The sequence below is a fragment of the Streptomyces sp. NPDC005402 genome, from assembly GCF_040606575.1.
Lineage (GTDB): Bacteria > Actinomycetota > Actinomycetes > Streptomycetales > Streptomycetaceae > Streptomyces.
In genome coordinates, this window is record NZ_JBEXFB010000001.1 from 221,396 (window position 1) to 243,741 (window position 22,346).

At 71.0% G+C, this 22,346-nt stretch carries 22 protein-coding genes; 4 read left to right on the forward strand and 18 right to left on the reverse strand.

Features of this window, described 5'->3' with window-relative positions; genetic code table 11:
- Window positions 1–619: 619 nt before the first annotated feature.
- The 11 genes from aspA to ABZT02_RS01110 all read right to left on the reverse strand — a co-directional run bounded on the left by aspA (window position 620) and on the right by ABZT02_RS01110 (window position 12,240).
- Window positions 620–2,035, reverse strand: coding sequence for an aspartate ammonia-lyase (gene aspA, locus ABZT02_RS01060; RefSeq protein ID WP_356012906.1), 1,416 nt, complete (start codon window positions 2,033–2,035; stop codon window positions 620–622).
- Window positions 2,036–2,177: 142 nt separating this feature from the next.
- Window positions 2,178–3,194, reverse strand: coding sequence for an asparaginase (locus tag ABZT02_RS01065; RefSeq protein WP_356012908.1), 1,017 nt, complete (start codon window positions 3,192–3,194; stop codon window positions 2,178–2,180).
- A 32-nt stretch (window positions 3,195–3,226) separates the two neighbouring features.
- On the reverse strand, window positions 3,227–4,681 hold the full coding sequence (locus ABZT02_RS01070) for an amino acid permease (protein ID WP_356012910.1): 1,455 nt from the start codon (window positions 4,679–4,681) through the stop codon (window positions 3,227–3,229).
- Window positions 4,678–5,355 carry a FadR/GntR family transcriptional regulator gene (locus tag ABZT02_RS01075; protein WP_356012912.1) on the reverse strand — a complete coding sequence of 226 codons (678 nt, stop codon included), beginning with the start codon at window positions 5,353–5,355 and terminating at the stop codon, window positions 4,678–4,680. Before ABZT02_RS01075 ends, ABZT02_RS01070 begins: the two co-directional genes overlap by 4 nt.
- A 629-nt stretch (window positions 5,356–5,984) precedes the next feature.
- A complete protein-coding gene (locus ABZT02_RS01080) occupies window positions 5,985–6,821 on the reverse strand; it encodes an undecaprenyl-diphosphate phosphatase (RefSeq protein ID WP_356012914.1) in 837 nt (278 codons plus the stop codon).
- Between the two features lie 93 nt (window positions 6,822–6,914).
- A complete protein-coding gene (gene crcB / locus ABZT02_RS01085; RefSeq protein WP_356012916.1) occupies window positions 6,915–7,289 on the reverse strand; it encodes a fluoride efflux transporter CrcB in 375 nt (124 codons plus the stop codon).
- Window positions 7,286–7,666 carry a DUF190 domain-containing protein gene (locus ABZT02_RS01090; RefSeq protein WP_356012917.1) on the reverse strand — a complete coding sequence of 127 codons (381 nt, stop codon included), beginning with the start codon at window positions 7,664–7,666 and terminating at the stop codon, window positions 7,286–7,288. The genes crcB (ABZT02_RS01085) and ABZT02_RS01090 overlap by 4 nt, the downstream gene beginning before the upstream one ends.
- The gene (crcB, locus tag ABZT02_RS01095) at window positions 7,663–8,118 is read right to left on the reverse strand and encodes a fluoride efflux transporter CrcB (RefSeq protein ID WP_356012919.1); all 456 of its coding nucleotides are present in this window, start codon (window positions 8,116–8,118) and stop codon (window positions 7,663–7,665) included. Before crcB (ABZT02_RS01095) ends, ABZT02_RS01090 begins: the two co-directional genes overlap by 4 nt.
- Window positions 8,119–8,284: 166 nt before the next feature.
- Complete coding sequence (locus tag ABZT02_RS01100; protein ID WP_356012921.1) at window positions 8,285–9,247, reverse strand: SMP-30/gluconolactonase/LRE family protein; 963 nt, start codon at window positions 9,245–9,247, stop codon at window positions 8,285–8,287.
- A 24-nt stretch (window positions 9,248–9,271) separates the two neighbouring features.
- Window positions 9,272–9,559 (reverse strand): ArsR family transcriptional regulator, encoded by a 288-nt coding sequence (locus ABZT02_RS01105; protein WP_356012922.1) that lies wholly within the window; start codon window positions 9,557–9,559, stop codon window positions 9,272–9,274.
- A 659-nt stretch (window positions 9,560–10,218) separates the two neighbouring features.
- Complete coding sequence (locus ABZT02_RS01110) at window positions 10,219–12,240, reverse strand: beta-galactosidase (RefSeq protein ID WP_356012924.1); 2,022 nt, start codon at window positions 12,238–12,240, stop codon at window positions 10,219–10,221.
- Between the two features lie 198 nt (window positions 12,241–12,438).
- Between ABZT02_RS01110 and ABZT02_RS01115 the strand changes: the two genes are divergently transcribed.
- The 3 genes from ABZT02_RS01115 (at window position 12,439) to ABZT02_RS01125 (ending at window position 14,492) form a co-directional block, all read left to right on the forward strand.
- Entirely contained in the window at window positions 12,439–13,470 is a 1,032-nt protein-coding gene (locus ABZT02_RS01115) for a LacI family DNA-binding transcriptional regulator (RefSeq protein ID WP_356012926.1), read from the forward strand.
- A gap of 217 nt (window positions 13,471–13,687) precedes the next feature.
- Window positions 13,688–14,038 (forward strand): VOC family protein, encoded by a 351-nt coding sequence (locus ABZT02_RS01120; RefSeq protein ID WP_356012928.1) that lies wholly within the window; start codon window positions 13,688–13,690, stop codon window positions 14,036–14,038.
- A gap of 64 nt (window positions 14,039–14,102) precedes the next feature.
- On the forward strand, window positions 14,103–14,492 hold the full coding sequence (locus tag ABZT02_RS01125) for a MarR family transcriptional regulator (protein WP_356012929.1): 390 nt from the start codon (window positions 14,103–14,105) through the stop codon (window positions 14,490–14,492).
- A gap of 642 nt (window positions 14,493–15,134) precedes the next feature.
- On the opposite strand, the gene ABZT02_RS01130 is transcribed toward ABZT02_RS01125, so the two are convergent.
- The 4 genes from ABZT02_RS01130 to ABZT02_RS01145 all read right to left on the reverse strand — a co-directional run bounded on the left by ABZT02_RS01130 (window position 15,135) and on the right by ABZT02_RS01145 (window position 18,968).
- On the reverse strand, window positions 15,135–15,524 hold the full coding sequence (locus ABZT02_RS01130; protein WP_356012931.1) for an SseB family protein: 390 nt from the start codon (window positions 15,522–15,524) through the stop codon (window positions 15,135–15,137).
- Window positions 15,525–15,633: 109 nt separating this feature from the next.
- Complete coding sequence (locus ABZT02_RS01135) at window positions 15,634–16,863, reverse strand: acyl-CoA dehydrogenase family protein (protein WP_356012933.1); 1,230 nt, start codon at window positions 16,861–16,863, stop codon at window positions 15,634–15,636.
- A gap of 96 nt (window positions 16,864–16,959) precedes the next feature.
- Complete coding sequence (locus ABZT02_RS01140; RefSeq protein ID WP_356012934.1) at window positions 16,960–17,502, reverse strand: cysteine hydrolase; 543 nt, start codon at window positions 17,500–17,502, stop codon at window positions 16,960–16,962.
- Window positions 17,499–18,968 (reverse strand): cytosine permease, encoded by a 1,470-nt coding sequence (locus ABZT02_RS01145; protein ID WP_356012936.1) that lies wholly within the window; start codon window positions 18,966–18,968, stop codon window positions 17,499–17,501. The genes ABZT02_RS01140 and ABZT02_RS01145 overlap by 4 nt, the downstream gene beginning before the upstream one ends.
- A gap of 374 nt (window positions 18,969–19,342) precedes the next feature.
- Here ABZT02_RS01145 and ABZT02_RS01150 point away from each other — a divergent pair, with 374 nt between their 5' ends.
- Window positions 19,343–20,014 (forward strand): aminoglycoside phosphotransferase family protein, encoded by a 672-nt coding sequence (locus tag ABZT02_RS01150; protein ID WP_356012938.1) that lies wholly within the window; start codon window positions 19,343–19,345, stop codon window positions 20,012–20,014.
- A 73-nt stretch (window positions 20,015–20,087) separates the two neighbouring features.
- On the opposite strand, the gene ABZT02_RS01155 is transcribed toward ABZT02_RS01150, so the two are convergent.
- The 3 genes from ABZT02_RS01155 to ABZT02_RS01165 form a co-directional block, all read right to left on the reverse strand.
- On the reverse strand, window positions 20,088–21,086 hold the full coding sequence (locus tag ABZT02_RS01155) for an aldo/keto reductase family protein (RefSeq protein ID WP_356012939.1): 999 nt from the start codon (window positions 21,084–21,086) through the stop codon (window positions 20,088–20,090).
- A gap of 121 nt (window positions 21,087–21,207) precedes the next feature.
- Entirely contained in the window at window positions 21,208–21,621 is a 414-nt protein-coding gene (locus ABZT02_RS01160) for a cytidine deaminase (RefSeq protein WP_356012940.1), read from the reverse strand.
- A gap of 102 nt (window positions 21,622–21,723) precedes the next feature.
- A complete protein-coding gene (locus ABZT02_RS01165) occupies window positions 21,724–22,206 on the reverse strand; it encodes a MarR family transcriptional regulator (RefSeq protein WP_356012942.1) in 483 nt (160 codons plus the stop codon).
- Window positions 22,207–22,346 lie beyond the last annotated feature (140 nt).

Here is a 22,346-nt window from a genome sequence, read left to right on the forward strand (position 1 = left end):
TCCGTGACCTGAACCTCGTCGGCGACGCCGCGTCCTACAGATCGCACGAGGGCATCGCCTTCGTCAATGACCTGCCCGGCAACCGGAAGCTGCCGTATGTCCGCGTCGCGGATGTCGAGGTGTCGGGCTTCCGTAATGGCCTCCGGCTGCACGGCGGCACCGAGGCATCCGGATTCCGCGACGTGGTGATCAGTGACTGCGCACTGCACGACAACCAGGACGCCGGTCTCGTGGCGGACGGTCCGCCCTTCTCCGCGAACCCGCCCGCCTACGCGCACGACGCGGTGACGGTGTCGAGGGTGACGGCGTACCGGAATGTCGGAGACCCCCTGGCGTCCGGCCGCAACACCGGCAGCGGCATCGTCCTCGGCAGTGTCCACCGTGGCACGGTGGAGCGGTCCGTCAGCCACGACAACGGGAGTTCGTCCTCGCCGGACGCCGTCGAGGGTCCCGAGGGCATCTGGACGTACGACTCGTCGTGGATGACGCTGGAGAGGAACGTCTCCTACGGCAACCACACCGGTTCCACGGTGGACGGCGGCGGGTTCGGCCCTGGGTGTGACGAGGCCTCGTGTCGGCGCGGCACCCCGATGTCGCACCGACCCGAGGAGGCCGCTCGTCAGATCGCCCGTGCCGTGCCGCTGCCGGCGAGTACCTCCGGACGCAGGAGGTCCGCCAGGCGCTCGGCCGGCAGCAGACCTTTCTCGAGAACGAGTTCCGCCACTCCCCGGCCACTGACGAGGGCCTCCTTGGCGATGTCGGTGGCGGCCGTGTACCCGATGTGCGGGTTGAGGGCGGTGACCAGGCCGATGGAGTTCTCCACCGTCCGGCGCAGTGCCTCGGTGTTGGCGGTGATGCCGTCCACACAGCGCTCGGCGAGGGTCAGGCAGGCGGCACGCAGATGGGTGATCGACTCCGAGAGGGAGTGCAGGATGATCGGCTCGAACGCGTTCAGCTGGAGTTGTCCGGCCTCCGCGGCCATGGTGATGGTGACGTCGTTGCCGATCACCTCGAAGGCGACCTGGTTGACGACCTCGGGGATCACCGGGTTGACCTTGCCGGGCATGATCGACGAACCGGCCTGTACGGGCGGCAGGTTGATCTCGCCGAGGCCGGCACGCGGCCCGGACGACAGCAGGCGCAGGTCGTTGCAGCTCTTGCTGAGCTTGACGGCGATCCGCTTGAGCACGCCGGACATCTGGACGAACGCGCCGCAGTCCTGGGTCGCCTCGACCAGGTTGGCCGCCGTGACCAGCGGGAGTCCGGTGATCTCGGCGAGGTGCCGCCGGGCCGACTCGGCATAGCCGGCGGGGGCGTTGAGCCCGGTCCCGATGGCCGTGGCACCCAGGTTGATCTCATGGATCAACTTGACGGCCTCGTCAAGACGGCTGCGATCCTCGTCCATCATGACGGCATAGGCCGAGAACTCCTGACCGAGCGTCATGGGCACCGCGTCCTGCAACTGTGTACGGCCCATCTTGAGCACGTCATGGAACTCGACGGACTTCCGCGCGAACGCGTCCTGGAGCACCGCCATCGCCTTGAGCAGTCCATGCACCGCGAACACCGTCGCCACCTTGACGGCGGTCGGGTAGACGTCGTTGGTCGACTGCCCCAGGTTGACGTCCTCGTTGGGGTGCAGGAACGAGTACTGCCCCTTGTCGTGCCCCAGCAGCTCCAACGCCCGGTTGGCGATGACCTCGTTGGCGTTCATGTTGGTGGAGGTACCGGCCCCGCCCTGGATCACGTCGACCACGAACTGGTCGTGCAGCTTGCCCTCCCGGATCTCCCGGCAGGCCTCGACGATCGCGGCGGCCTTCCTCGGCTCCAGCAGCCCCAGCTCCTCGTTGGCGAGAGCGGCGGCCTCCTTGACGGCGGCAAGGGCGTCGATCAGGTGGGGGTACGCGGAGATCGGGGTGCCGGTGATGGGGAAGTTCTCCGTGGCCCGCAGGGTGTGAACACCCCAGTAGACATCGGCGGGAACATCCCGATCCCCCAGCAGATCGTGCTCACGGCGACTGACGGCGGCGGTCATGAGGGTACGGCCCTTCTTCCAATTGGGGCTCAGGTGATTGCTTTCAGGGGCGCGGGGCGGTGTCGATGTGCGGCTCCGCCGCGCGGGCGCGACCGGCCGCAACGGGCCCCCATTCGCAAAACGACGTGGTCCGCCCGAGCTCTTAGGCGCACGCAGACACGGCAACGGGCTCCAGCGAACGAACAGGCCGCACCCGCCCGACCTCAAGGCCACCCCCGAGGAGCGCCTCGCCCTGGAACGCCGTGAGCAGATCCGGCGAGACCCCGGCACGGGCGAGCGCCGCCGCGGCGACCGGCACCCGCGCCCGATTCGCCCCGTCGGAGATCTTCACGGCAATGGCCCGACCGTCCGGAAGGGCCGCGACCTGAACCCCCTCGAAGCCGTCCTTGGCCAGCAGCCCCGGCACGGCCCGCATCAACGCGGCCACATCACGCCCCGCGCCGGACGCCATCTCGGCGTGGTCCCGCATCGCGTCGGCGACCCGCGCTTCGGGCGTCCCGGGAACCGCCGAGGTGATCCGGGCGGCGGCCCGGGCCAGCCCGTGCAGCGAGACGGAGAACAGCGGTGCACCGCACCCGTCGACGGTCACCTGGGCGATCCGCTGCCCCGTGAGGTCCTCGATGATCTCGGCGATCGCCTGTTGCAGCGGATGCGACGGGTTCAGGTACCCCTCGAGGGGCCAGTCGTTCAGCACGCACGTGTACAGCATCGCCGCGTGCTTGCCGGAGCAGTTCTGGGCGAGCCGCGAGGGCGCACGCCCCTCCCGGATCCACGCGTCCCGAACGGCCGGGTCGAACGGCATGTCGGGAACGTTGCGCAGAGCGTCCTCGGAGATGCCGGCCAGCTCCAGGATCCGCCGGGTTCCTTCGAGATGCCGCTCTTCGCCGGAGTGACTCGCCGCCGCGAGGGAGAGCAGCTCGCCGTCCAGCGGCAGCCCGGCCCGGACCATGGCGACGGCCTGGACCGGCTTGATCGCGGAGCGCGGATAGAACGCGGCCTCGATGTCGCCGAGCTGGAATGCGACCTGTCCGTCGGGGCCGAGGACGACGACGGAACCGTAGTGGATGCCCTCCACGACCCCGCCGCGTATCAGGTGGGCGACGGGTGCGTGGAGGGGCTCGCGGATCAGGGGTGCGGCCGCGACGGAACTGCTGTACATCACTTCCTGCTTCGGGAGGAGCGCCACGCGGGTCACACGTCGGCGCTGGTGGATGAGGTCTCGCCCGGCATGCGAGCGATACGGCCCCGAATGGCGAACCATCCGGCGACCAGGGCACCGACGATCAGCGGGAGGCACAGCACGGTGGTGCGGCCGGCGCCGCCGTCGGCGTACATGAGGACCAGGACGGAGGCGAGGAAGGCCAGCGTCACCAGTTCGGTCCAGGGGGAGCCCGGCAGTCGGTAACCGGGGCGGGTCAGGTCGCCCTTCTCGGTCTTCTGCCAGAAGAGCAGGTGACAGACCATGATCATGCCCCAGGTGGCGAGGATGCCGATGGCGGCGAAGTTCAGCACGATCTCGAACGCGTCGGCGGGGACGACGTAGTTGAGGCCGACACCGAGGACGCACATACCGCTGGTGAGCAGGATGCCGCCGTAGGGGACCTGGCTGCGGCTCATCACGCCGGTGAACTTCGGCGCGGAGCCGGACATGGCCATGGAGCGCAGGATGCGGCCGGTGGAGTACAGGCCGGAGTTGAGCGAGGACATGGCCGCGGTGAGGACGACGAGGTTCATGACGCCGCCGGCCGCCGGGATGCCGATGTGGGACAGGACGGTCACGAAGGGGCTCTCGCCGCCCGTGTACTTGTTCCAGGGCAGCAGCATCGACAGCAGGAGGACGGAGCCGACGTAGAAGACACCGACCCGCCACATGATCGAGTTGATCGCCTTGGGCATGATCTTCTCGGGGTTCTCGGTCTCGCCCGCGGCGACGCCGACCAGTTCGACGGAGGCGTAGGCGAAGACGACACCCTGGATGATCAGCAGCATGGGCAGCAGGCCGTTGGGGAAGACGCCGCCGTTGCCGGTGATCAGGGACGGGCCGGGGTGGTGGCCGTCGATGGGGTGCTGGGTGGCCAGCAGGAAGACGCCGATCAGCATGAACGCCACGAGCGCGCCCACCTTGATGATGGCGAACCAGAACTCCAGCTCGCCGAACATCCGCACCGAGATGAGGTTGACGGTCAGGACGACCGCTAGCGCGACGAGGGCGATCACCCACTGCGGGATGTCGGAGAACATGCCCCAGTAGTGGGTGTAGAGCGCGACGGCGGTGATGTCGGCGATGCCGGTGGTGGCCCAGTTGAGGAAGTACATCCAGCCGGCGACGTAGGCACCCTTCTCGCCGAGGAACTCCCGGGCGTACGACACGAAGGCGCCGGAGGAAGGCCGGTACAGGACGAGTTCGCCGAGGGCGCGGACGACGAGGAAGGCGAAGACACCGCAGACCGCGTAGGCGATGAACAGCGAGGGGCCGGCGTCGGCGAGGCGGCCGCCGGCGCCGAGGAAGAGGCCGGTGCCGATCGCGCCGCCGATGGCGATCATGTTGACGTGCCGTGACTTGAGGGACTTGCTGTAGCCCTCGTCTCCGGCGTCGACATGGCCGGAACGTTTCTGCACGCCGTCGTGCAGGGACTGCTCGCTCACGCCTCTGATCCGCCTTCCGTGGAACTGCCCGTGCGCGGGGAACGCACGATGTCGGTGAGGGTGGTCTCGACGCGGTCGAGATGGTGGGACATGGCCTCCACCGCGTCGTGCTCGGAACCGTCGATCAGCGCCTCGACGATCGCGCGGTGCTCCCGGTTGGACTGCTCCCGGCGGCCGCCCAGCTCGTTGAGGAAGGCCGACTGACGCGCCAGTGCGTCCCGGATCTCCTCGATGACCCGGCGGAAGACCGGGTTCTGGGCGGCCTCGGCCACGGCGAGGTGGAAGAGGGTGTCCATCGCGACCCACGCCGTGGTGTCGGTCTCCCGTTCCATCCGGTCCAGGAGGTGGGCCAGGTGGTCGAGGTTCTCCGGGGTACGGCGCCGTGCCGCGTAACCGGCGACCGGGATCTCGACGTGGCGGCGGACCTCCAGCAGGTCGCTGGCCGCGTAGTCACCGAAGGTGGGGTCCTCCACCGCGTTGGCCACGACGAAGGTGCCCTTGCCGGTCTTGGAGACGGTCAGCCCCATGGTCTGCAGAGCCCTGAGAGCCTCGCGCAGGACGGGGCGGCTGATCTCCAGGGTGCGGCAGAGCTCCGCCTCGGAGGGGAGCTTGTCGCCGATGGCGTACTCCCCGCGCTCGATGGCACCCCGCAGGTGCGCCAGCACCGCCTCCATGGCGCTGATACGTCGCGGAGGCTGACTGGCTGTCCGGCTGTCTGACAGGTTCACAGAAGTGATACTCCGGGGGGCGGGAGGGTGCTGTCAAGGGGGTGGGGGTGCGGGCGGGGACACGGAGGGCGGGGCGCGGGGGCGGGCAGGGGCGGGCACAGGAGCCAGGGGCACGGGGGCGAGGGCAGGGGGCGGGGACTGCGAGAGCCCACTCAGCGCCCCTGGGGCGGTCGGCAGGTTCGCACCCGCGTGACGGGTCAACGGGCCCACACCGTCGTGGACGTCAGCGCGCGCACCGCCGCCACCTACACCGCCCGCGCCTGCCGGCGCGCGCACCCTGCGGGCGAAACCGTGGCCGTCAGTGGCCCCACACCGCCGCCGCTGCCGGCACGCGCACCCCTGGTCGGTCAGCGAGCTCACCCCATGGACGTCAGCGGGCCCACATCCCAGTGGCGGTCGGTCGCCTGGCACCTCCGTCGCCGTCAGGGACCTCATACCCGCCCGGAACGTCGGCGGCCCCACGCCACCGTCGCCGCCGCCCGGCGGCCCGGCCCCCCGCGGCGGTCAGCCGCCCCAGGTCCCCGCCGCCGGCGGCCTCGCCCCCCCGTGGACGTCAGCCGCACCCCCCGTCGCCGTCAGCTGTCCAGCGTCCCCGTGGCCAGGAGGCCGAACAGCAGCAGGCCGACCACGATCCGGTAGACGACGAACGCGTTGAAGGAGTGCTTGGCCACGAACTTCAGCAGCCAGGCGATGGAGCCGTAGGCGACGACGAAGGAGACGCCCGTGCCGACGGCGAGCGGGGCCGCGCCCACGCCCGCGCCGAGGGCGTCCTTGAGCTCGTAGATGCCGGCGCCGGTGAGGGCGGGGATGCCGAGGAAGAAGGAGAGGCGGGTGGCGGCCACACGGTCGAGGTCCAGGATCAGGGCCGTGGACATGGTCGCGCCGGAGCGGGAGAAGCCGGGGAAGAGCAGCGCGAGGATCTGTGAGCTGCCGACCAGCATCGCGTCCTTGAACGAGGTGTCGTCCTCACCGCGCTTGTGCCGGCCCATCTGGTCCGCCGCCCACATCACACCGCTGCCGGCGATCAGGGAGCCCGCGACCACCCACAGGGAGGCGAGCGGTCCCTCGATGAGCGGCTTGGCGGCGAGGCCGACGATGACGATCGGGATGGTCGCGGCAATCACCCACCACGCGAACTTGTAGTCGTGGTGGTACCGCTCCTCCTTGTTGACGAGCCCCCTCCCCCACGCGGAGACGATCCGCACGATGTCCTTGAAGAAGTACACGAGCACGGCGGCGATCGCGCCGACCTGGATGACGGCCGAGAACCCGACGACGGCGTCGTCGTCGACGGGGATGTGCATCAGTCCCTCGACGATCTTCAGATGTCCGGTGGAGGAGACGGGCAGGAACTCGGTCACCCCCTCGACGGCTCCGAGGACGACGGCCTGACCGACGCTGATGACGCTCATGGGATCCAGTTCTTCTCAGGGGAGGGCAGGTGCGGAGGGCACAGTCTTACTACACGCGGACAAGGGTGCGCCCCACGGCTCAGGCCCCTGCGGCTACGCCCACACGGCCTGCGCCAGCGCCACGCCCACGAAGGCCGCCCCGAGACCGGCCACCACACTCGCGACCGTGTTGGCCATGGCGTACAAGCGTGCCCCGGTCTCGGTGAGCCGGAGGGTCTCGTAGGAGAAGGTCGAGTACGTCGTCAGGGCCCCGCACAGGCCGGTGCCCAGGAGGAGCTGGAGGTGGGATCCGGCCGCGCCCGCGGCCACGGCGCCGGTGAGCAGGCCGAGGATCAGACAGCCCGTGACATTGACGGCGAAGGTCCCCCAGGGGAAGACCGAGTCGTGCCGTGACTGGACCGCGCGGTCGGTGAGATAGCGCAGCGGGGCGCCGACCACGGCCCCCATGACGACCAGCAGCCAGTTCACAACGACTTCTTACCCTTCCTGTCCGCTATGTCCTGGTTCCCGTCGCGGCCGACGTACCGGATGACCTCGCAGTCGTCGAGGGTCACCAGTCCCTCGGTGACGAGTTCGTCGAGCTGCGGCAGGAACTCCCGTACGCGCGTCTCGGTGTCGACGATCACGACGGCCACGGGCAGGTCCTCGCTGAGGGACAGCAGCCGGGAGGTGTGGATCAGGGAGGAGGCGCCGAAGCCCTCGATGCCGCGGAAGACGCTGGCCCCGGCGAGCCCTGAGGCGTGGGCGCGGTGCACGATCTCGGAGTAGAGGGGCTTGTGGTGCCAGGTGTCGTTCTCACCGATGTAGACGGTCAGGCGCAGGGCGTTGCCGGTCAGCCTCGTCATGGCTGCCTCCACTTCAGGACGCGGCGGGCCGCCGTGGACGCGAGCCAGACCGCCGTGAGGGCCGCGAACAGGGTCGCGGCGAGATAGGCCAGGCCCGTGGCGGGCCGGCCGTGGTCGACGAGTTTCTGGATGTCGACGGCGTAGGTCGAGAAGGTGGTGAAGCCGCCGAGGACGCCGGTGCCGAAGAAGGGGCGGACCAGGCGGTGGGCGGCCCACACGTCGGTGATGACGACCATGAACACGCCGATGACGGCACAGCCGACGACGTTGGTCCAGAAGGTCGCCCAGGGGAAGCCGCCGGGCGGGGTGGGCCAGTGGAGGGAGAGGGCGTACCGGGCCGTGGCGCCCAGGGCCCCGCCGAGCGCGACCACCGCGACCACCGGTGCCTGGCCCTGCCAGACGGACTGGCGTGGGGGTCCGGCGGGGGCGCGCACGCTCTGCGGGGCTGTCATGGTCGTGTCTCTCCTACTCGCCGGGGCCCGGCCTGCGGGCGCGCTCGATCGCAAGTAGGGACCGTTGGCGGCGCCTTCGCCGCGGTTCGGGTACGGCGGGCCCCACCGCCGTGCCGCGAGGGTGATCGCGACCGGGGACCAGGGTAACTCGGGGGCGTCGCCGGGGTCACTTCGCGGCGGGCGGCTCGCACAGCGCGATGCCGCGCTCCCAGAGGCTGCCCAGGACCAGGTGGCCGGAGGCCTCGCAGACGCTGGTGACCATGCGGAAGCGGGAGCGGCTGCGGGCGAGGTGGTGGAGGATCTCGCCCATGTCGTCCACCGCGAGGACACCGATGCCGCCCGTGGGGCGGTAGGGGGCGTGTACGGCGACACGGGCGGCGGCCCGGCGGACGGGCGGGGCGGCGCGGTGCAGCAGGTCGAGCGGGGGTACGCGGGGCCCGGCGAGGGAGACCCAGATCGGGCCGTCGGGTCCGCCGCGCCAGATGTTGTCGGGCATGCCGGGGAGGTTCTCGGCGAGGGGTTCGGCGCGTCCGGCCCGCGGTCCGTCGAGCCAGTAGCGGGTGAGCCGGCGGGCCCCGGTCTCGGCGACCACCAGGAAGGACTCGTCTCCGCTCGCGGCCAGGCCGTTGGCGAACTGCAGCCCTTCCAGGAGGACTTCAGGGGCGTCGTCGCCGGGCACCAGGCGCAACAGGCGGCCGGTGCCGGTGTGTTCGACGATGTCGCCGATCCACTGCTCAAGGGGGTAACGGCGGCTGGAGACGGTGAAGTACACGCTGCCGTCGGACAGCGCGACCACGTTGCTGGTGAACCGCAGCCTCTCCCCCTCGACCTCGTCGGCGACCACGCGCACGGTGCCGGAGGCGAGGTCGATTCCCAGCAGTCCGCGTTCGGCGTCGCACACCAACAGGGCGCCGTCCGGGAGGAGTTCGAGGCCCAGCGGCCTGCCGCCGGTCTCGGCGAGCACCTCGACGCGGGCGGCGAGCGGCTGTGTCAGTCCGTCGATGCGCAGGATGCGGCCGTCCTCCACTCCGGTGAGAACCCGGCCGCGGTCGTCGGCGACGACGTCCTCGGGGCCGCGGCCGCCGATCGCGACGTAGTGGCGGGGAGTCAGCGTGGTGGGACGGTCCATCGGATGCCCTTCCGGTACGGGTCGCTACCAGCCCTTCTCGAACATGCGCGCCACCTCGGCGATGCGCATCTCGTCGCGACGGTAGTACGTGCGCCACCGGATTCTCTTGGTGCGCAGCAGACCGATGTTCACGAGGAGGCCGAGGTGGGTCTCCGCGACCGAGCGGGGCACCCCGAGCTTGCCCGCGACCGCGTCGGCGGTGACGCCGTCCTTGACCGGGTCGCCGTGCCGCTGCGACGGGAAGTGCGCGGCCGGGTCCTTCAGCCACTCCAGGATGTCCAGGCGCCTCTGGTTGGCCGGAGTCCTCAGCATCTCGTCCCCTCCGCCCCTCCTTCTGCGTGTGTCCACTGTCCCGCAGTCGGAGCCGCCCTGTCCCGGAGTCGCCGAGCTTGTCCGAGATGGAACTCCTTTGGAACGGAGGGCTGTTGGCACGCATGGCGATCGGGGAGGGAAAACGCCGGCGCCTCCGGAGGGGGGCACAGCTGGCCCGAAGGGGTTTGGGCCTGGTGCGGGGTTTGAGGCCTGGACCCGGGGCCGGTTCCGGGCGGCGGGACCGATCCGAGCCGCGAGGCCGGTCCTGGACCCGGGTCGGTCCTGACCCGGGCCCGATCCGAGCCGCGAAGCCGGTCCTGAACCCGGGTCGGTCCTGACCCGGGGCCGGTCCTGACCCGGGACCGATCCGGGCGGCGGGACCGATCCGGGCCGGAACCGATCCGGGCCGCGAGGCCGATTCGGGCCGCGGGACCGATCCTGCCCGGAACCGATCCGGGCCGCGAGGCCGATCCGGGCCGTGGGACCGATTCTGGACCCGGGGTCGATCCGGGCCGCGAGGCCGGTCCTGGACCCGGGCCGAAACGGACCGCGACGCCGATCCGGGCCCGGGATCCGGGGCCGTCCGCGGGCTTGCGGTCCCTCGGGGTGAGGTCCCCTCCGCCCGCGGCTCGTGGTCTCGCGGGCGGAGGGGAGTCGGTTCAGCCGTCGAGGCGGACGACCCGGACGGCGCCCGCCGGGACGGCGAGGCGACCCGAGGCACGTTCGCCGGTCAGCAGTTCGGTGCCCGCCGCGTCCAGGGGCACCTTCGCCTCCGACGCGGTGTGGTTGACCACGAAGACGTAGGAACCGGACTCTCCGTCGCGCCGGACCACCTCGACGTCGTGGGGCAGGTCGGCGCGCGAAGGGAGCCGGGCGTCCTCGGCGGCCCAGCCGAGCAGCGCGTCGAGGCCCTGGGCGGCCAGGCGTGTGGAGACGTACCAGGCGGTGCCCTCGCCGAGCCGGTGCCGGGTGACGGCCGGGTGGCCTGCGGCCAGGCCGTCGGCGTACGTCCACACGGTCTCGGCGCCGCGCGGCACCACGAACTCGGTCCACACGTCGCCGGTGAGCTCGGAGCCGTCGGGGCCGGTGACGCGGACCAGCTGGTCCGGCAGCAGCGGTGAGAACTCCTCGACGGTCAGACCGAGGACGTCCCGGAGGGCGCCCGGGTGCGGGCCCGGGTGGACGGCGTCGTGTTCGTCGACGATGCCGGAGAAGTACGACACGACGAGGGTGCCGCCGTTCTCGACGTACTCCTTGAGGTTGTTCCCCGCGGCCTCCGTCATCAGGTAAAGGGCGGGGACGACGACAAGGGGATAAGCCGACAAGTCGGCTTCCGGGTGGGCGAAGTCGACCGTGAGGTGGCGGTCGTAGAGGGCCTCGTAGAAGGCGTCGGCGCGCTCACGCGCGTCGTGGTCCACGCTGGGGCGCCAGTCGAGGTTCTGTGCCCACCAGGAGTGCCAGTCCCACAGGACGGCCACATCGGCCCGCGTGCGGGTGCCGCGGATCGCGCTCAACGAGTCCAGGCAGGCGCCCAGTTCGACGACCTCGCGCCACACGCGCGTGTCGGTGCCGCCGTGCGGGACCATCGACGAGTGGAACTTCTCGGCGCCGCGCCGGGACTGGCGCCACTGGAAGAACATGGCGCCCTCGGAGCCGCGGGCCACGTGCGCGAGGGAGTTGCGGGCCATCTGGCCGGGGGCCTTGGCGGGGTTGCGGGGCTGCCAGTTGATACCGGAGGTGGAGTGTTCGAGCAGGATCCAGGGGGACCCGCCCGCGACCGAGCGGGTGAGGTCGGCGGCCATCGCGAGGTTCACGTGAGTGCGGCGGCCGTCGGTGATGAGGTAGTGGTCGTTGGTGACGATGTCCACCTCACGGCCCCAGGCCCAGTAGTCGACGGAGTCGCACTGGCTGAGCGCGGTCATGAAGTTGGTGGTGACCGGGACGCCCGGAGAGAGCCGGTGCAGGATGTCCCGCTCCATGACGAAGTTCTCGCGCAGGGTCGCGTCGGCGAACCGCTTGTAGTCCAGCGCCTGGCCGGGGTTGCCGACGGTGGCGGCGGTGCGCGGCGGGTCGATCTGCTCCAGGCTCGTGTAGTGCTGGCCCCAGAAGGCGGTGCCCCAGGCCTCGTTGACGCCCTCGACACCGCCGTACGTCGTCTGCAGCCAGCCGCGGAAGTGGGCGGCGCAGGAGTCGCAGTAGCAGGCGGAGACGGGGACGCCGTACTCGTTGTGCACGTGCCACATCGCAAGGGCCGGGTGGTCGGCGTAGCGCTCGGCGAGCCGGGTGGTGATGTGCGCGGCGGCAGCCCGGTAGTCGCCGTTGCTGTGGCAGATGGCACCGCGGGAACCGAACGCGAGCCGGGTGCCGTCGGCCGTCGTGGGCAGTGCGTCGGGGTGGGCGCGGTAGAACCAGGCGGGCGGGACGACGGTGGGCGTGCCGAGGTCGACGCGGACGCCGTTCTCGTGCAGCAGGCCGAGGATCCGGTCCAGCCAGCCGAAGTCGTACACGCCCGGTTCCGGCTCCAGGAGCGCCCAGGAGAAGATCCCCACGCTGACCATGGTGACCCCGGCCTCGCGCATCAGCCGGACGTCCTCGTCCCAGACGCTCTCGGGCCACTGCTCCGGGTTGTAGTCCCCGCCGAAGGCGAGCCTGGTGAGGCCCCTGGGGGTGGTCTCCGGCATGGGTCTCTCCCGTTTCGATTCGTTGGGAACGTGCACACACGGCTCCTGAGGTGTGCGGCCCAAGATAACCGTACAGAGGTGACCCTTGCCAAGTGCCTTACGGGAGACTTTTCTGTGCACGATCCCAGCCCGTTCGCATCCCGTCGATGCCGTCCCTCCGCACGGGCGCCCCTCCCCGCCCTCCAGGGCCTTAGAGTCTTGACCATGAACAATGCGGGGGGCCGGCGCAGACCGCCGACGATCCACGACGTGGCCCGCGAGGCCGGGGTCTCGCGGGGCACCGTCTCGCGTGTGCTCAACGGCGGACACTACGTCAGCCCTCCCGCCCTGGAGGCCGTCAACGCCGCCATCCGCAAGACGGGGTACGTCGTCAACCGGCACGCCCGCTCACTGATCACCGGCCGCTCCGACTCGGTCGGCTTCCTGCTCACGGAGCCCCAGGAGCGGTTCTTCGAGGACCCCAACTTCAACGTGCTGCTGCGCGGCTGCACCCAGGCGCTGGCCGCGCACGACATCCCGCTGCTGCTGATGCTGGCGGGGACCGAGGACGAACGGCGCCGGATCAAGCGGTTCATCACGGCGGGCCACCTCGACGGCGTCCTCCTGGTGACCAGCCACTCCGCCGACCCGGTGGCCGAGGAACTGCACAAGGCGGGCGTGCCGGTCGTGCAGTGCGGCAAGCCCATGAGGTCCGGCTCGAAGGTGAGTTACGTGGCCGCGGACGACCGCGACGGCGCCCGTGACATGGTGCGCCACCTGCTGTCGCTGGGCCGCCGCCGGATCGGCATCGTCACCGGCCCGCTGGACTCGCCCGGCGGTGTCGACCGGCTCGCCGGCTACAAGGAGGTGCTGACGGAGGCGGGGGTCGAGATCGACGAGCGGCTCGTCGTCTCCGGCGACTACAGCCGGGCCGGCGGGGAGGCGGGCGCCGAACGGCTGCTGGCCCAGGCCCCGGACCTGGACGCCGTGTTCGTCGCCTCCGACCTCATGGCCCTCGGCGCGCTCGCGGCACTGCGCGGGGCGGGCCGCCGGATCCCGGAGGACGTGGCCGTGGGCGGTTTCGACGACTCCATCGCGGCGACGGAGGCGTCCCCCGCCCTCACCACGATCCGCCAGCCCTACGACCGCATCAGCGCCGAGATGGTGCGGGTGCTGCTGGCCCAGCTGGGTGGCGAGGATCCGGCGGCGGTCATCCTGCCCACGGAGCTGGTGCGGCGCGAGTCGACCTGAGCGGGCCTCGGACGGGTCGGTGACAGGCGTAGTCGATGTCCAGCGTGTCCCGGTCCTGACGGGTGGGTTCGGGAACACCGCTGTCGGCGCGGTGGCGCTGTGCCTCGGTTCGGGCCGATGGGGTGACCGATCAGGATCGGAGAAGCGCGCTCCCCTCCCCCGGCCTAGCGTGAAACCACCGACACGGACCGTCGGGACACACGCGAAGGAGCGCACCATGACTGCCGGCCTCAAGACGATCATCTACCCCGTCAAGGACCTGGCCGCGGCGAAGGCCCTGTTCAGCGCACTGCTGGGCGTGGAGCCGTATGCGGACGAGCCGTACTACGTCGGCTTCAAGGACGCGGGGCAGGACGTCGGCCTCGACCCGAACGGGCACGCCAGGGGGATGACCGGTCCGGTGCCCTACTGGCACGTCGACGACATCCGCGCCACGCTCGAGGCGCTGGTCGCGGCCGGGGCGGAGACGTTGCAGGACGTCCAGGACGTCGGCGGCGGCAAGCTGATCGCCTTCGTCAAGGACGCGGACGGCAACCTGGTGGGGATCACGCAGGATCCGCAGGCCTGAGACTTACTTGCATACGCACTAGTTGTACAGGCAACAATGGCCGGATCGGTGTTACCGTGCATGTATGGCGGTGAACACGGTCGGGACCGGCCTCGAGGAGCGGTGGCGGGACATCCTGTCGGTGCACGCGCGCACCATGTGCGAGATCGACCGCGTGCTGCATCCGCACGGGCTGGGCGCGAGTGATTTCGAGGTGCTCGACATCCTCGCCACCGAGTCGCCCCGGGAGGGCGACCAGTGCCGGGTGCAGAACCTCGCCGGCCGGGTGCACCTGAGCCAGAGCGCGCTGTCCCGCCTGATCGGCCGCCTGGAGAAGGACGGTCTGGTGGAGCGGTCCATGTGCGTGGAGGACCGCCGGGGTGTCTGGGTGTCCCTCACCCGCAAGGGCCGCGCCCTGCACTCCGAGGTACTGCCGCTCCAGCGCGAGGTGCTGGCGAAGATGCTGGACGACTAGGGGCACCGCTTGCACAGGCGGGTCGGTGACCCGTGGCGCGCCTCATCCGGAGCCTCGTGTGGGCCCTGCTGGACTCTGCGCATGACAGAAGTGAGCATCCCCGACCTCTGCCAGGTCGCCGACGTCGGCGAGACGACTCCCGAGCTCCGCGCCGGCTGATCGACTGCCTGACGCGCTCGGTCACCAAGGCCCGTCGCCAGGGCGTAGGGGGCGAAGTCGTGCGCGTCCCGTGGGTGGCCGAACTCGGGCCTGCCGCACACGTCGCAGCGGCGGATCAGCGGGTTCTGGGGATTCGTCCATCTGGGCCGGTTCGCGCGGCGATACCGGGAGCGCTTCGGGGTGTCCCCCTCGCAGACACTGCGCGCCGTGTGAGCCCGCACGCCCGCCGATCCGCCGCGCTTTGCGGACATGCGCCACGCGTTCCGGAGCGATGGCCTTCCGGATCGGTCCTATGGTCGGGTCACGGCGATCGCAGAGCGCGTCGGGAATGAGCAGGGTCGGCGCCGCTCATCCCTGTTGTCGCCTGCGAGAACCAGGGTGCGGCAGCGGGAGCAGGTCGCGCCCCTCTGCGGGCCCGGCCGCTCCCCCTCCGTCGCATGTGGTGGCCGGGCCCCACTGTGCGGGGTCGGCCTGCGGTCGGCCCTACGGCCGCGCCAGCAGCGTGCGCACGCCCTCGGACGTGAGCGTCAGCGGGTGCGTGGAGCTGGCGTCGATCGAGAGCGAGAGTTCGCCGTCGGGCCACTGCGCGGCGAGCGCGCCGAGCGGCACCAGACGGTAGCGGGAGACGAACGGAAGCAGTTCGGCCATCTCCGTCTCCGAGGTGAACACGGGCACCACGGGAGCGCCGTCCTGCTGCTCCAGCACCGGCAGTGCCACGGTCGTGTCCTCGTCCGCGGCGTCGTCGGGCACCGGAATGAGCACCTCACTGGTCGCGAGCGTGTCCAGCGCCGTCGCGTCCTCGGTGTTCTGCGTCAGCGCGTCCAGCGCCCGCTGAGCCGGTGTGGCGTTGTGGTCGTTGGCGGGTGTGTCCATGGCAGATCCCCTGGTAGCGGCGGTCGTGCGGCCCGCCCGCGGACATGATCGCCCGAGGGCGCGGTGCTGGTCGCGTACCCGAGCGTGCCGAGAGCATGCGTGGGGGACGTCAGGGAATCAGCGCGATGTGCTCGGAGGGCAGACCGAGGGTGTCGCACCCGACCCGCCGCACGAGAGGCTCGTACATGCCGGGTCCCACATGGGTCCAGTACGTGGCCGCGTCCCGGAAGTAGCGCTGCATCCGTTCGCCGTCGCGCGCGTGCCGGGAGCCGACCGTGCGGAACAGGATGCCCTGGAGGACGTCCCAGGCCATCCGCCCGGCGTTGAGGAACGTCAGGGCGAGCCGGTTGTCCTCGGCGGTCGTGAAGGGTGCCTCGCCGCTCACGTTGCGGCGGCAGGCCTCCATCCAGTCCTCGGCACTCTGCCTGAGGGCCGCCTCGGCCAGGTGGATCACGCCGAGGGCCTCGCCGAGGTGGCGCTGGTAGTCGTGCAGGTCGGCGCGGGTGCGGTCGGGTTCCATGAGCAGGGGGCGGGCGGCGACGATCCGGGCGTACTCGTCGGCGGCGGCGTACGCGGTGCCGATCATGACGGCGGCCAGCTCGCCGTGGAAGAAGCTGGGCGCGCGGCCCGCGTACATCGGGTTGCCGTGCAGTTCGGAGCCGACGCTGCCGCCCTGTACGGGCAGGTCCAGCAGGCTCGTCTCGCACGTGAAGTACGCGGGGATGCGGGCCTGCTCCATGCGAACGCTGTTGGATCCGGTGCCGCGCAGGCCGAGGGTGCCGCGCCAGTCGTCGAGGACCGTCCACACCGCGCGCGGGGCGACGAACAGCACGGGCGGGCCGGGCGGGTCGCCCGCGCGCAGGGTCTGGCCGAGGTAGTGGGTGGAGTAGGGGGCGCCCGAGGAGTAGGGCCAGGTGCCGTCGAGGACGACGTGGTCGGGGCCGTCGGGCTGGGCCGTGCCGACCGGCGCGACGGTGGAGGCGGCCCGGAAGTCGCCGTCGGTGCCGAAGAGTTCGTCCTGGGCCTTCTCGTCGAAGACCGTGCAGGCCTGGAGCACATGGGCGGCGGTCAGGCACAGGGCCCAGCCGGTGGAGGGGCAGCCGCGGGCGATCTCGACGACCACGCGGTAGAAGACGGGCAGTCCGAACTCGTGGCCGCCGTAGCGGCGCGGCTGGAGGATCCGGTAGAAACCGGCCCTCAGGAAGTCGTCGTGGGTGTCCTCGGGGTAGTGCGTGAGCCTTTCGGTCTCCGCCTGGCGGGTGAGCAGGGCGGGCCTGAGGGCCACGGCCCGCTCGATGATCTCCCGCTCGGTGAGGCCGGGTTCGGGTACGGCTGTCACGTTGCCTCCTGGCGGGTGGGGCCGTCCGTGATGCGCTACGAGCGATTCAACACGGCCGGGCGCCGCCCGGTACCGACCGGATATCGCCAAGTGCCGTCAGGTTCCCATCAGTTGGTCCACGGTGACGACCCGGATCAGCGGACCGTACAGCTCCATCGCGTCCAGCGCCCTGGCGTGCGAGGCGTCGTCGGCCCCGGCGCAGGCGTCGGACACCACCAGGGTCTCGACACCCGCGTCGGCGGCGGCGAGGGCTGTGGACAGAACACAGCAGTCGGTGCTGACACCGGCCAGGACCAGGCGGCCCTCGGGGCCGACGCTGGCGGCGAGTTCGGGGGTCCACTTGCCGAAGGTGGGTGCGTCCATGATGTTTGGTGCCCGGTCGGCGAAGTCGTCGGTGAGGCGCCACAGCGGGGCGTCCGGCGGCTGGAGGGCGAAGGGCCACTGCCTGTAGTAGGCCCGCCAGGCGCCGGTGGGCGTGGCGGGGGCGACGAAGCGGGTGAAGGTGACCCGGTCGGCGAATGCCGGCAGGAGGCGTCGTACGCCTGCCGCGGCCTCGGCGTAACGCGGTGCGGCCCAGGGGCTGTCGGGCTCGGCGAAGACGCGCTGCATGTCGATGACGGTGAGCAACCCTGTCGTCATACGACGCCCTCCTGTGCGCGGACCCATCGGCGGCCGAGGGCCAGGGTGCCGAGGAAGCCGAGGGCGAGCGCGGCGAGCACGCCGAGGTTGGCGTACGCCCAGGCGCCGGACTTGCCGCCGAGGCCGAACGGATCGAGGAGATAGCCCTGCCAGTCCAGCCAGCTCGCGGCCGAGTTGGTGACCAGGCCCCAGCCGAGGGCGGTGGCGAGGACCGTCAGGATCAGCGGGGTGGGCGGTGCGTCGCCGTAGCGGCCGCTCGGGCGGTAGAGGTCGGCCTCGTCGTAGTCGCGGCGGCGCAGCAGGAGGTCGGCGAGCATGATGCCGCACCAGGCGGCGATGGGGACGCCGAGGGTGGTGAGGAACCCCATGAACTGGCCGAGGAAGTCGTCGGCGAAGAACACGATGTAGACGGAGCCCGCGATCATCAGGACGCCGTCGACGAGCGCCGCCAGCGGGCGCGGGATGGTGAGACCCGCCGAGAGCAGGGCGAGGCCCGAGGAGTAGATGTCGAGGACCGCGCCGCCGACCAGGCCGAGGACGGCGACGACGGCGAACGGCACGAGGAACCAGGTGGGCAGAAGGGTGGTGAGCGCGCCGATCGGGTCGGCGGCGACGGCCGTGTTCAGGGTGGTGGACGATCCGGCCAGCAGCAGTCCGAAGACCAGCAGGAGCAGCGGGGCCACGGAGGCGCCGAAGGTGGTCCAGCCGACCACGCCCCGGCTCGACGACGTCCGGGGCAGATAGCGGGAGTAGTCGGCGGCGGCGTTGACCCAGCCGAGGCCGAAGCCGGTCATCATGAAGACCAGCGCGCCGATGAACTCCTGGGCGGAGCCCGCCGGGAGGGCACTGACGGCGCTCCAGTGGATGTGGTCGGCGACCAGCGCGACGTAGACCACGGTCAGTACGCCCGTCACCACGGTGATCACGGTCTGGAGCCGCATGATGAGGTCGAAGCCCATCACGCCGCCGACGACGGTGAGCCCCGCGACCACGACCAGGGCGATCACCTGGGTCCCCGTGCCGCCGCCCCAGCCGAGCCGTCCGAAGACGGTCGCCGTGGCCAGGGTGGCGAGGGCGCACAGCACGGTCTCCCAGCCGACGGTCAGCACCCAGGAGACCAGCGACGGGAGGCGGTTGCCGCGCACCCCGTAGGCGGCCCGGCTGAGCACCATCGTCGGCGCGGAGCCCCGCTTTCCGGCGACCGCGACGAACCCGCACAGCAGGAACGAGAAGACGATCCCGAGCACGCCGGCCACCAGCGCCTGCCAGAAGGAGATTCCGAAGCCCAGCGCGAAGGAGCCGTAACTCAGGCCGAGGATGGACACGTTGGCGCCGAACCACGGCCAGAACAGGGTCCGGGGGGTGCCCCTGCGTTCGGCGTCGCCGATCACGTCCAGCCCGTGCGTCTCCACCTGGAGCTGCCGGGCGGTGGGTCTGTTGTCGGGGGATCCCGAGGTGTCTGTCATCGTCGACCTGCCTGTTCAGACGTGTTGGGGCGACGGTAGGCAGGGCGCGCGGGTGCGTCAATCGCGCGACGCCCGCAGGAGCGTGCATTAGGACTTGACGGGCTCTCGCGCATGGCGCGGGGGCGATGTCCGCGTAGGTCTCACCCCGGGTGCGGGCCGAGGACTTTGGTGGTCCGCACCCTCGCCCCGCACCTCGCGGGCGCCACCCGCCCGCCCTTCCCGCGCGTCGTTCCCTGCGGCGTCGTCGCGGCCTGCGTGCGGGCGACGGCGGAGGCGGGGCTGGGGTAGGCCGCGGCGACCTCTCTCCACCACTTCTTCGCACCGAACCCGCCGTACGCCTGCCGGCACTCGGAGCGGTTCGGGATGATCTGCGGATGCGCCCGTTGAAGCATGGTTACACCAACCGCACCCTGAGCGACGGTGCCGTCGTGACGAAGACGTACGAGGGGCCCGATGCCGGACTCCGGCTCCAACGCGAACGCGTGCTGCTCACCCGGCTCCGGGGCCGGTTGCCCGTGCCACCGCTGCTGGCGGCGGACGGTGCGAGCCTCACCCTCGGCTTTGTGCGGGGCACGCCCGGCCAGGAACTCCTCGACTCGGGCCGAGCCGTACCGGTCCTGGTGAGCTGCGGAGAGTTGCTGCGCCGCCTGCACGACACCGAGCCGAACCTGCCCGCGGCTTGGGCGCACGAGGGCGGAAAGGTGCTCGTGCACGGCGACTTCGGGCCCCACAACGTGCTGCTGGATTGCGCCGCCCGCACCGTCACAGCGGTCGTCGACTGGGAGTTCGCCCACCTCGGGGACCCGGTGGAGGACCTGGCCTGGTGCGAGTGGATCGTACGGATGCACCACCCCGCCCAGCGCGGGGCGCTTCCGCACTTCTTCCGGGCCTACGGCGGCGAGGTGCCCGCTTGGCCGGCCCGGAAGGCCGCCATGCTCGCCCGTTGCGAGGCGCTGAGGGAGTTCTGCCACCGCTGGGAGCCGAACGGCTCCGGTGTGCGGCAGTGGCGGGAACGACAGATCGCCACCGCCGCCTGGGAGGAGTAGGCCGGGAACCCGTTCACCGGCGTCTCACCGGGTGCCTCCCGACGGGCCCACCAGGGCGGCCGGCCGTACGGGTTCAGCGGTGCTTGATGCCGGCCCGGGCGCCGGGGGCGAGGGTGGGTTCGGTGACGGGGACGTCGCCGAGGGCCTGGTCGACGGCCGTGAGGAGGTCGTCGGGCAGTTCCACGCCGGAGGCGGCGGCATTGGCGTGGACCTGGTCGGGGCGGGAGGCGCCGGTGATCGCGGAGGCGACCTCGCCGCGGCGCAGGACCCAGGCGAGCGCCAGAGTGGGCATGCTCATCCCGGCCTCCTCGGCGATCGGGACCAGGCGCTGGACCGCTTCGAGGATGGCCTCGCTGTAGACGAGGTCCTGGGAGACCGCCATGTCGGCGGAGGCGAACCGGCTGCCTTCCGGCACGGGCTGCCCCGGCTTGTACTTGCCGGTGAGCACGCCCTGGGCCAGCGGCGACCACACGATCTGGGAGATGCCGTTGGCGGCGCACAGGCCGAACACCTCGGCCTCGGGGGCCTGCCACAGCATGGAGTACTGCGGCTGGGAGGAGACGAACAGTTCGGGTCCTGCGAGGTCGATCGCCGCCTGGATCTGTTCGGGGGTCCACTCGCTGAACCCGATGTAGCGGGCCTTGCCCTGCTCGACGACCTTCTGGAACGCCTCGACGGTGTCCTCGATCGGCACGGTGGAGTCGAAGCGGTGCGCCTGGTACAGGTCGACGTGGTCGGTCCGGAGGCGGGTGAGGGAGGCGTCGATCTGCTGGGCGATGTGCGCGGGGGACAGACCCTGGTCCGCCGGGTCGTCCGACATCGGGAAGTAGACCTTGGTGGCCAGGATGTAGGAGTCGCGGGGGTGCGCGGACAGGATCTCGCCCCAGGCCGTCTCGGCGGCGCCCTGGCCGTAGGCGTTGGCGGTGTCGAAGAAGTTGATGCCCGCGTCGAACGCCGCCTCGGTGCAGGCGCGGGTCGCGTCCGCCTCGACGCCGCCGGAGTAGGTGAGCCAGGATCCGAGCGAGATCTCCGAGACGTTCAGGTCCGAGCTGCCGAGTGTGCGGTACCGCATGGTTGTCGCTCCTTGTTTCGGGCCGGCCGCCGGCTCCGGGGCAGGTTGACGAAGTCTGTCCACGCTGCTGTCCACCGGATGGATGACCATGCCACGCTCTCATCGATACGGCCGGCTTGTTTCAGTCGGCGTCGAGCTGGTGGTCGGCCCAGACGTAGCTCTCGGGCAGCAGGTCGGTGATGCGCACGGTCCGGGTGCGGGCGTCCGAGCCGACGATGACCTTGAGGTCGGGGAAGTAGTCGAGCAGGACCTGGCGGCAGCGGCCGCACGGAGGAACGACCCCGCGGTCGCGGTCTCCCACGGCGGCGATCGTGTCCAGCTCGTAGGCGCCCTGGGCGGCCGCCGCACCGATGAGGACGAGTTCGGCGCAGGGGCCTCCGGTGAAGTGGTAGGCGTTCACGGCGGTGATGATCCGGCCGTCCCGGGCACGGGCCGCGGCCGCCATGGTGTGGTTGTCGCCTCGGCAACGCGTGCGGGCGACATGCGCCGCCGCCTGGACGAGTTCGTGGTCGACGGGGTGAGTCTGCGTGGTCAACTTCTCTGCCTTCGTCGTCGGTCAGGCGACGGTGACCCGCCTGACGGGAGCATGCGAGCGACTGTCGGGGCGGGTCGCCTCCGGGGCAGCGGCCCGGGATTCTCACCCCTCGCGCAGCGCCTTGTGGATCTCACCCAGTGCACTGGTCAGCCGCGGGTAGTCGTCACCGGCCAGCGGCACGACGAAGTACCGCTCGACGACCTGCGAATGGACGGCCACGGCCTGGAGGAAAACGGTGCGGCCGTGATCGGTCGGCTCCACCAGGACGCTCCTGCGATCCTCGGGCGACGGCGCGCGGACCACGAGACCGGCCTCTTCCATGCGGTCGATCAGCCGGGTGACACCGCTGCTGGTCAGCGTGAGGTCGTCGGCGAGCTCGCGCTGTGAGACCTCTTCCCCGGGCTGTCGGCAGAGCCGGATGAGGACCTCGAACATCGTGTGCCCGATCCCGCACTCGCGCCGCAAGGCAGTGTCGATCCGCTGTTCCAGTCGGGTGGCGGCCTTGATCAGCAGCCCGAAGTCGTGCACACGGGGGCTGTTCGCCGCACGGGCGGCCTCCTCGCCCCGCCCGGTCGTGACATCCATGGTCTGAGCGCCCTCTCCTGCCGTAGGTCCTCCGCACCTGCCGCGACAGTTTACTGCTGCGTCACCTACCGATTTCTCAATTACTGAGCAGTCAATTGCTGAGTAGTCAACGAAGTCCTATGCTCGGCTCCCGACGGAGA

Bases quoted from the DNA above. Each gene is read 5' to 3' on its own strand.
- ABZT02_RS01155 (WP_356012939.1), bottom strand. From the start codon at position 21,086: ATGCGGTACCGCACACTCGGCAGCTCGGACCTGAACGTCTCGGAGATC.
- ABZT02_RS01130 (WP_356012931.1), bottom strand. From the start codon at position 15,524: ATGGACACACCCGCCAACGACCACAACGCCACACCGGCTCAGCGGGCG.
- ABZT02_RS01120 (WP_356012928.1), top strand. From the start codon at position 13,688: ATGACTGCCGGCCTCAAGACGATCATCTACCCCGTCAAGGACCTGGCC.
- ABZT02_RS01075 (WP_356012912.1), bottom strand. From the start codon at position 5,355: ATGGAGGCGGTGCTGGCGCACCTGCGGGGTGCCATCGAGCGCGGGGAG.
- crcB (WP_356012919.1), bottom strand. From the start codon at position 8,118: ATGACAGCCCCGCAGAGCGTGCGCGCCCCCGCCGGACCCCCACGCCAG.
- ABZT02_RS01110 (WP_356012924.1), bottom strand. From the start codon at position 12,240: ATGCCGGAGACCACCCCCAGGGGCCTCACCAGGCTCGCCTTCGGCGGG.
- ABZT02_RS01165 (WP_356012942.1), bottom strand. From the start codon at position 22,206: ATGGATGTCACGACCGGGCGGGGCGAGGAGGCCGCCCGTGCGGCGAAC.
- ABZT02_RS01100 (WP_356012921.1), bottom strand. From the start codon at position 9,247: ATGGACCGTCCCACCACGCTGACTCCCCGCCACTACGTCGCGATCGGC.
- ABZT02_RS01140 (WP_356012934.1), bottom strand. From the start codon at position 17,502: ATGACGACAGGGTTGCTCACCGTCATCGACATGCAGCGCGTCTTCGCC.
- ABZT02_RS01105 (WP_356012922.1), bottom strand. From the start codon at position 9,559: ATGCTGAGGACTCCGGCCAACCAGAGGCGCCTGGACATCCTGGAGTGG.
- aspA (WP_356012906.1), bottom strand. From the start codon at position 2,035: ATGACCGCCGCCGTCAGTCGCCGTGAGCACGATCTGCTGGGGGATCGG.
- ABZT02_RS01090 (WP_356012917.1), bottom strand. From the start codon at position 7,666: ATGACGAGGCTGACCGGCAACGCCCTGCGCCTGACCGTCTACATCGGT.
- ABZT02_RS01150 (WP_356012938.1), top strand. From the start codon at position 19,343: ATGCGCCCGTTGAAGCATGGTTACACCAACCGCACCCTGAGCGACGGT.
- ABZT02_RS01080 (WP_356012914.1), bottom strand. From the start codon at position 6,821: ATGAGCGTCATCAGCGTCGGTCAGGCCGTCGTCCTCGGAGCCGTCGAG.
- ABZT02_RS01065 (WP_356012908.1), bottom strand. From the start codon at position 3,194: ATGTACAGCAGTTCCGTCGCGGCCGCACCCCTGATCCGCGAGCCCCTC.
- ABZT02_RS01125 (WP_356012929.1), top strand. From the start codon at position 14,103: ATGGCGGTGAACACGGTCGGGACCGGCCTCGAGGAGCGGTGGCGGGAC.
- ABZT02_RS01145 (WP_356012936.1), bottom strand. From the start codon at position 18,968: ATGACAGACACCTCGGGATCCCCCGACAACAGACCCACCGCCCGGCAG.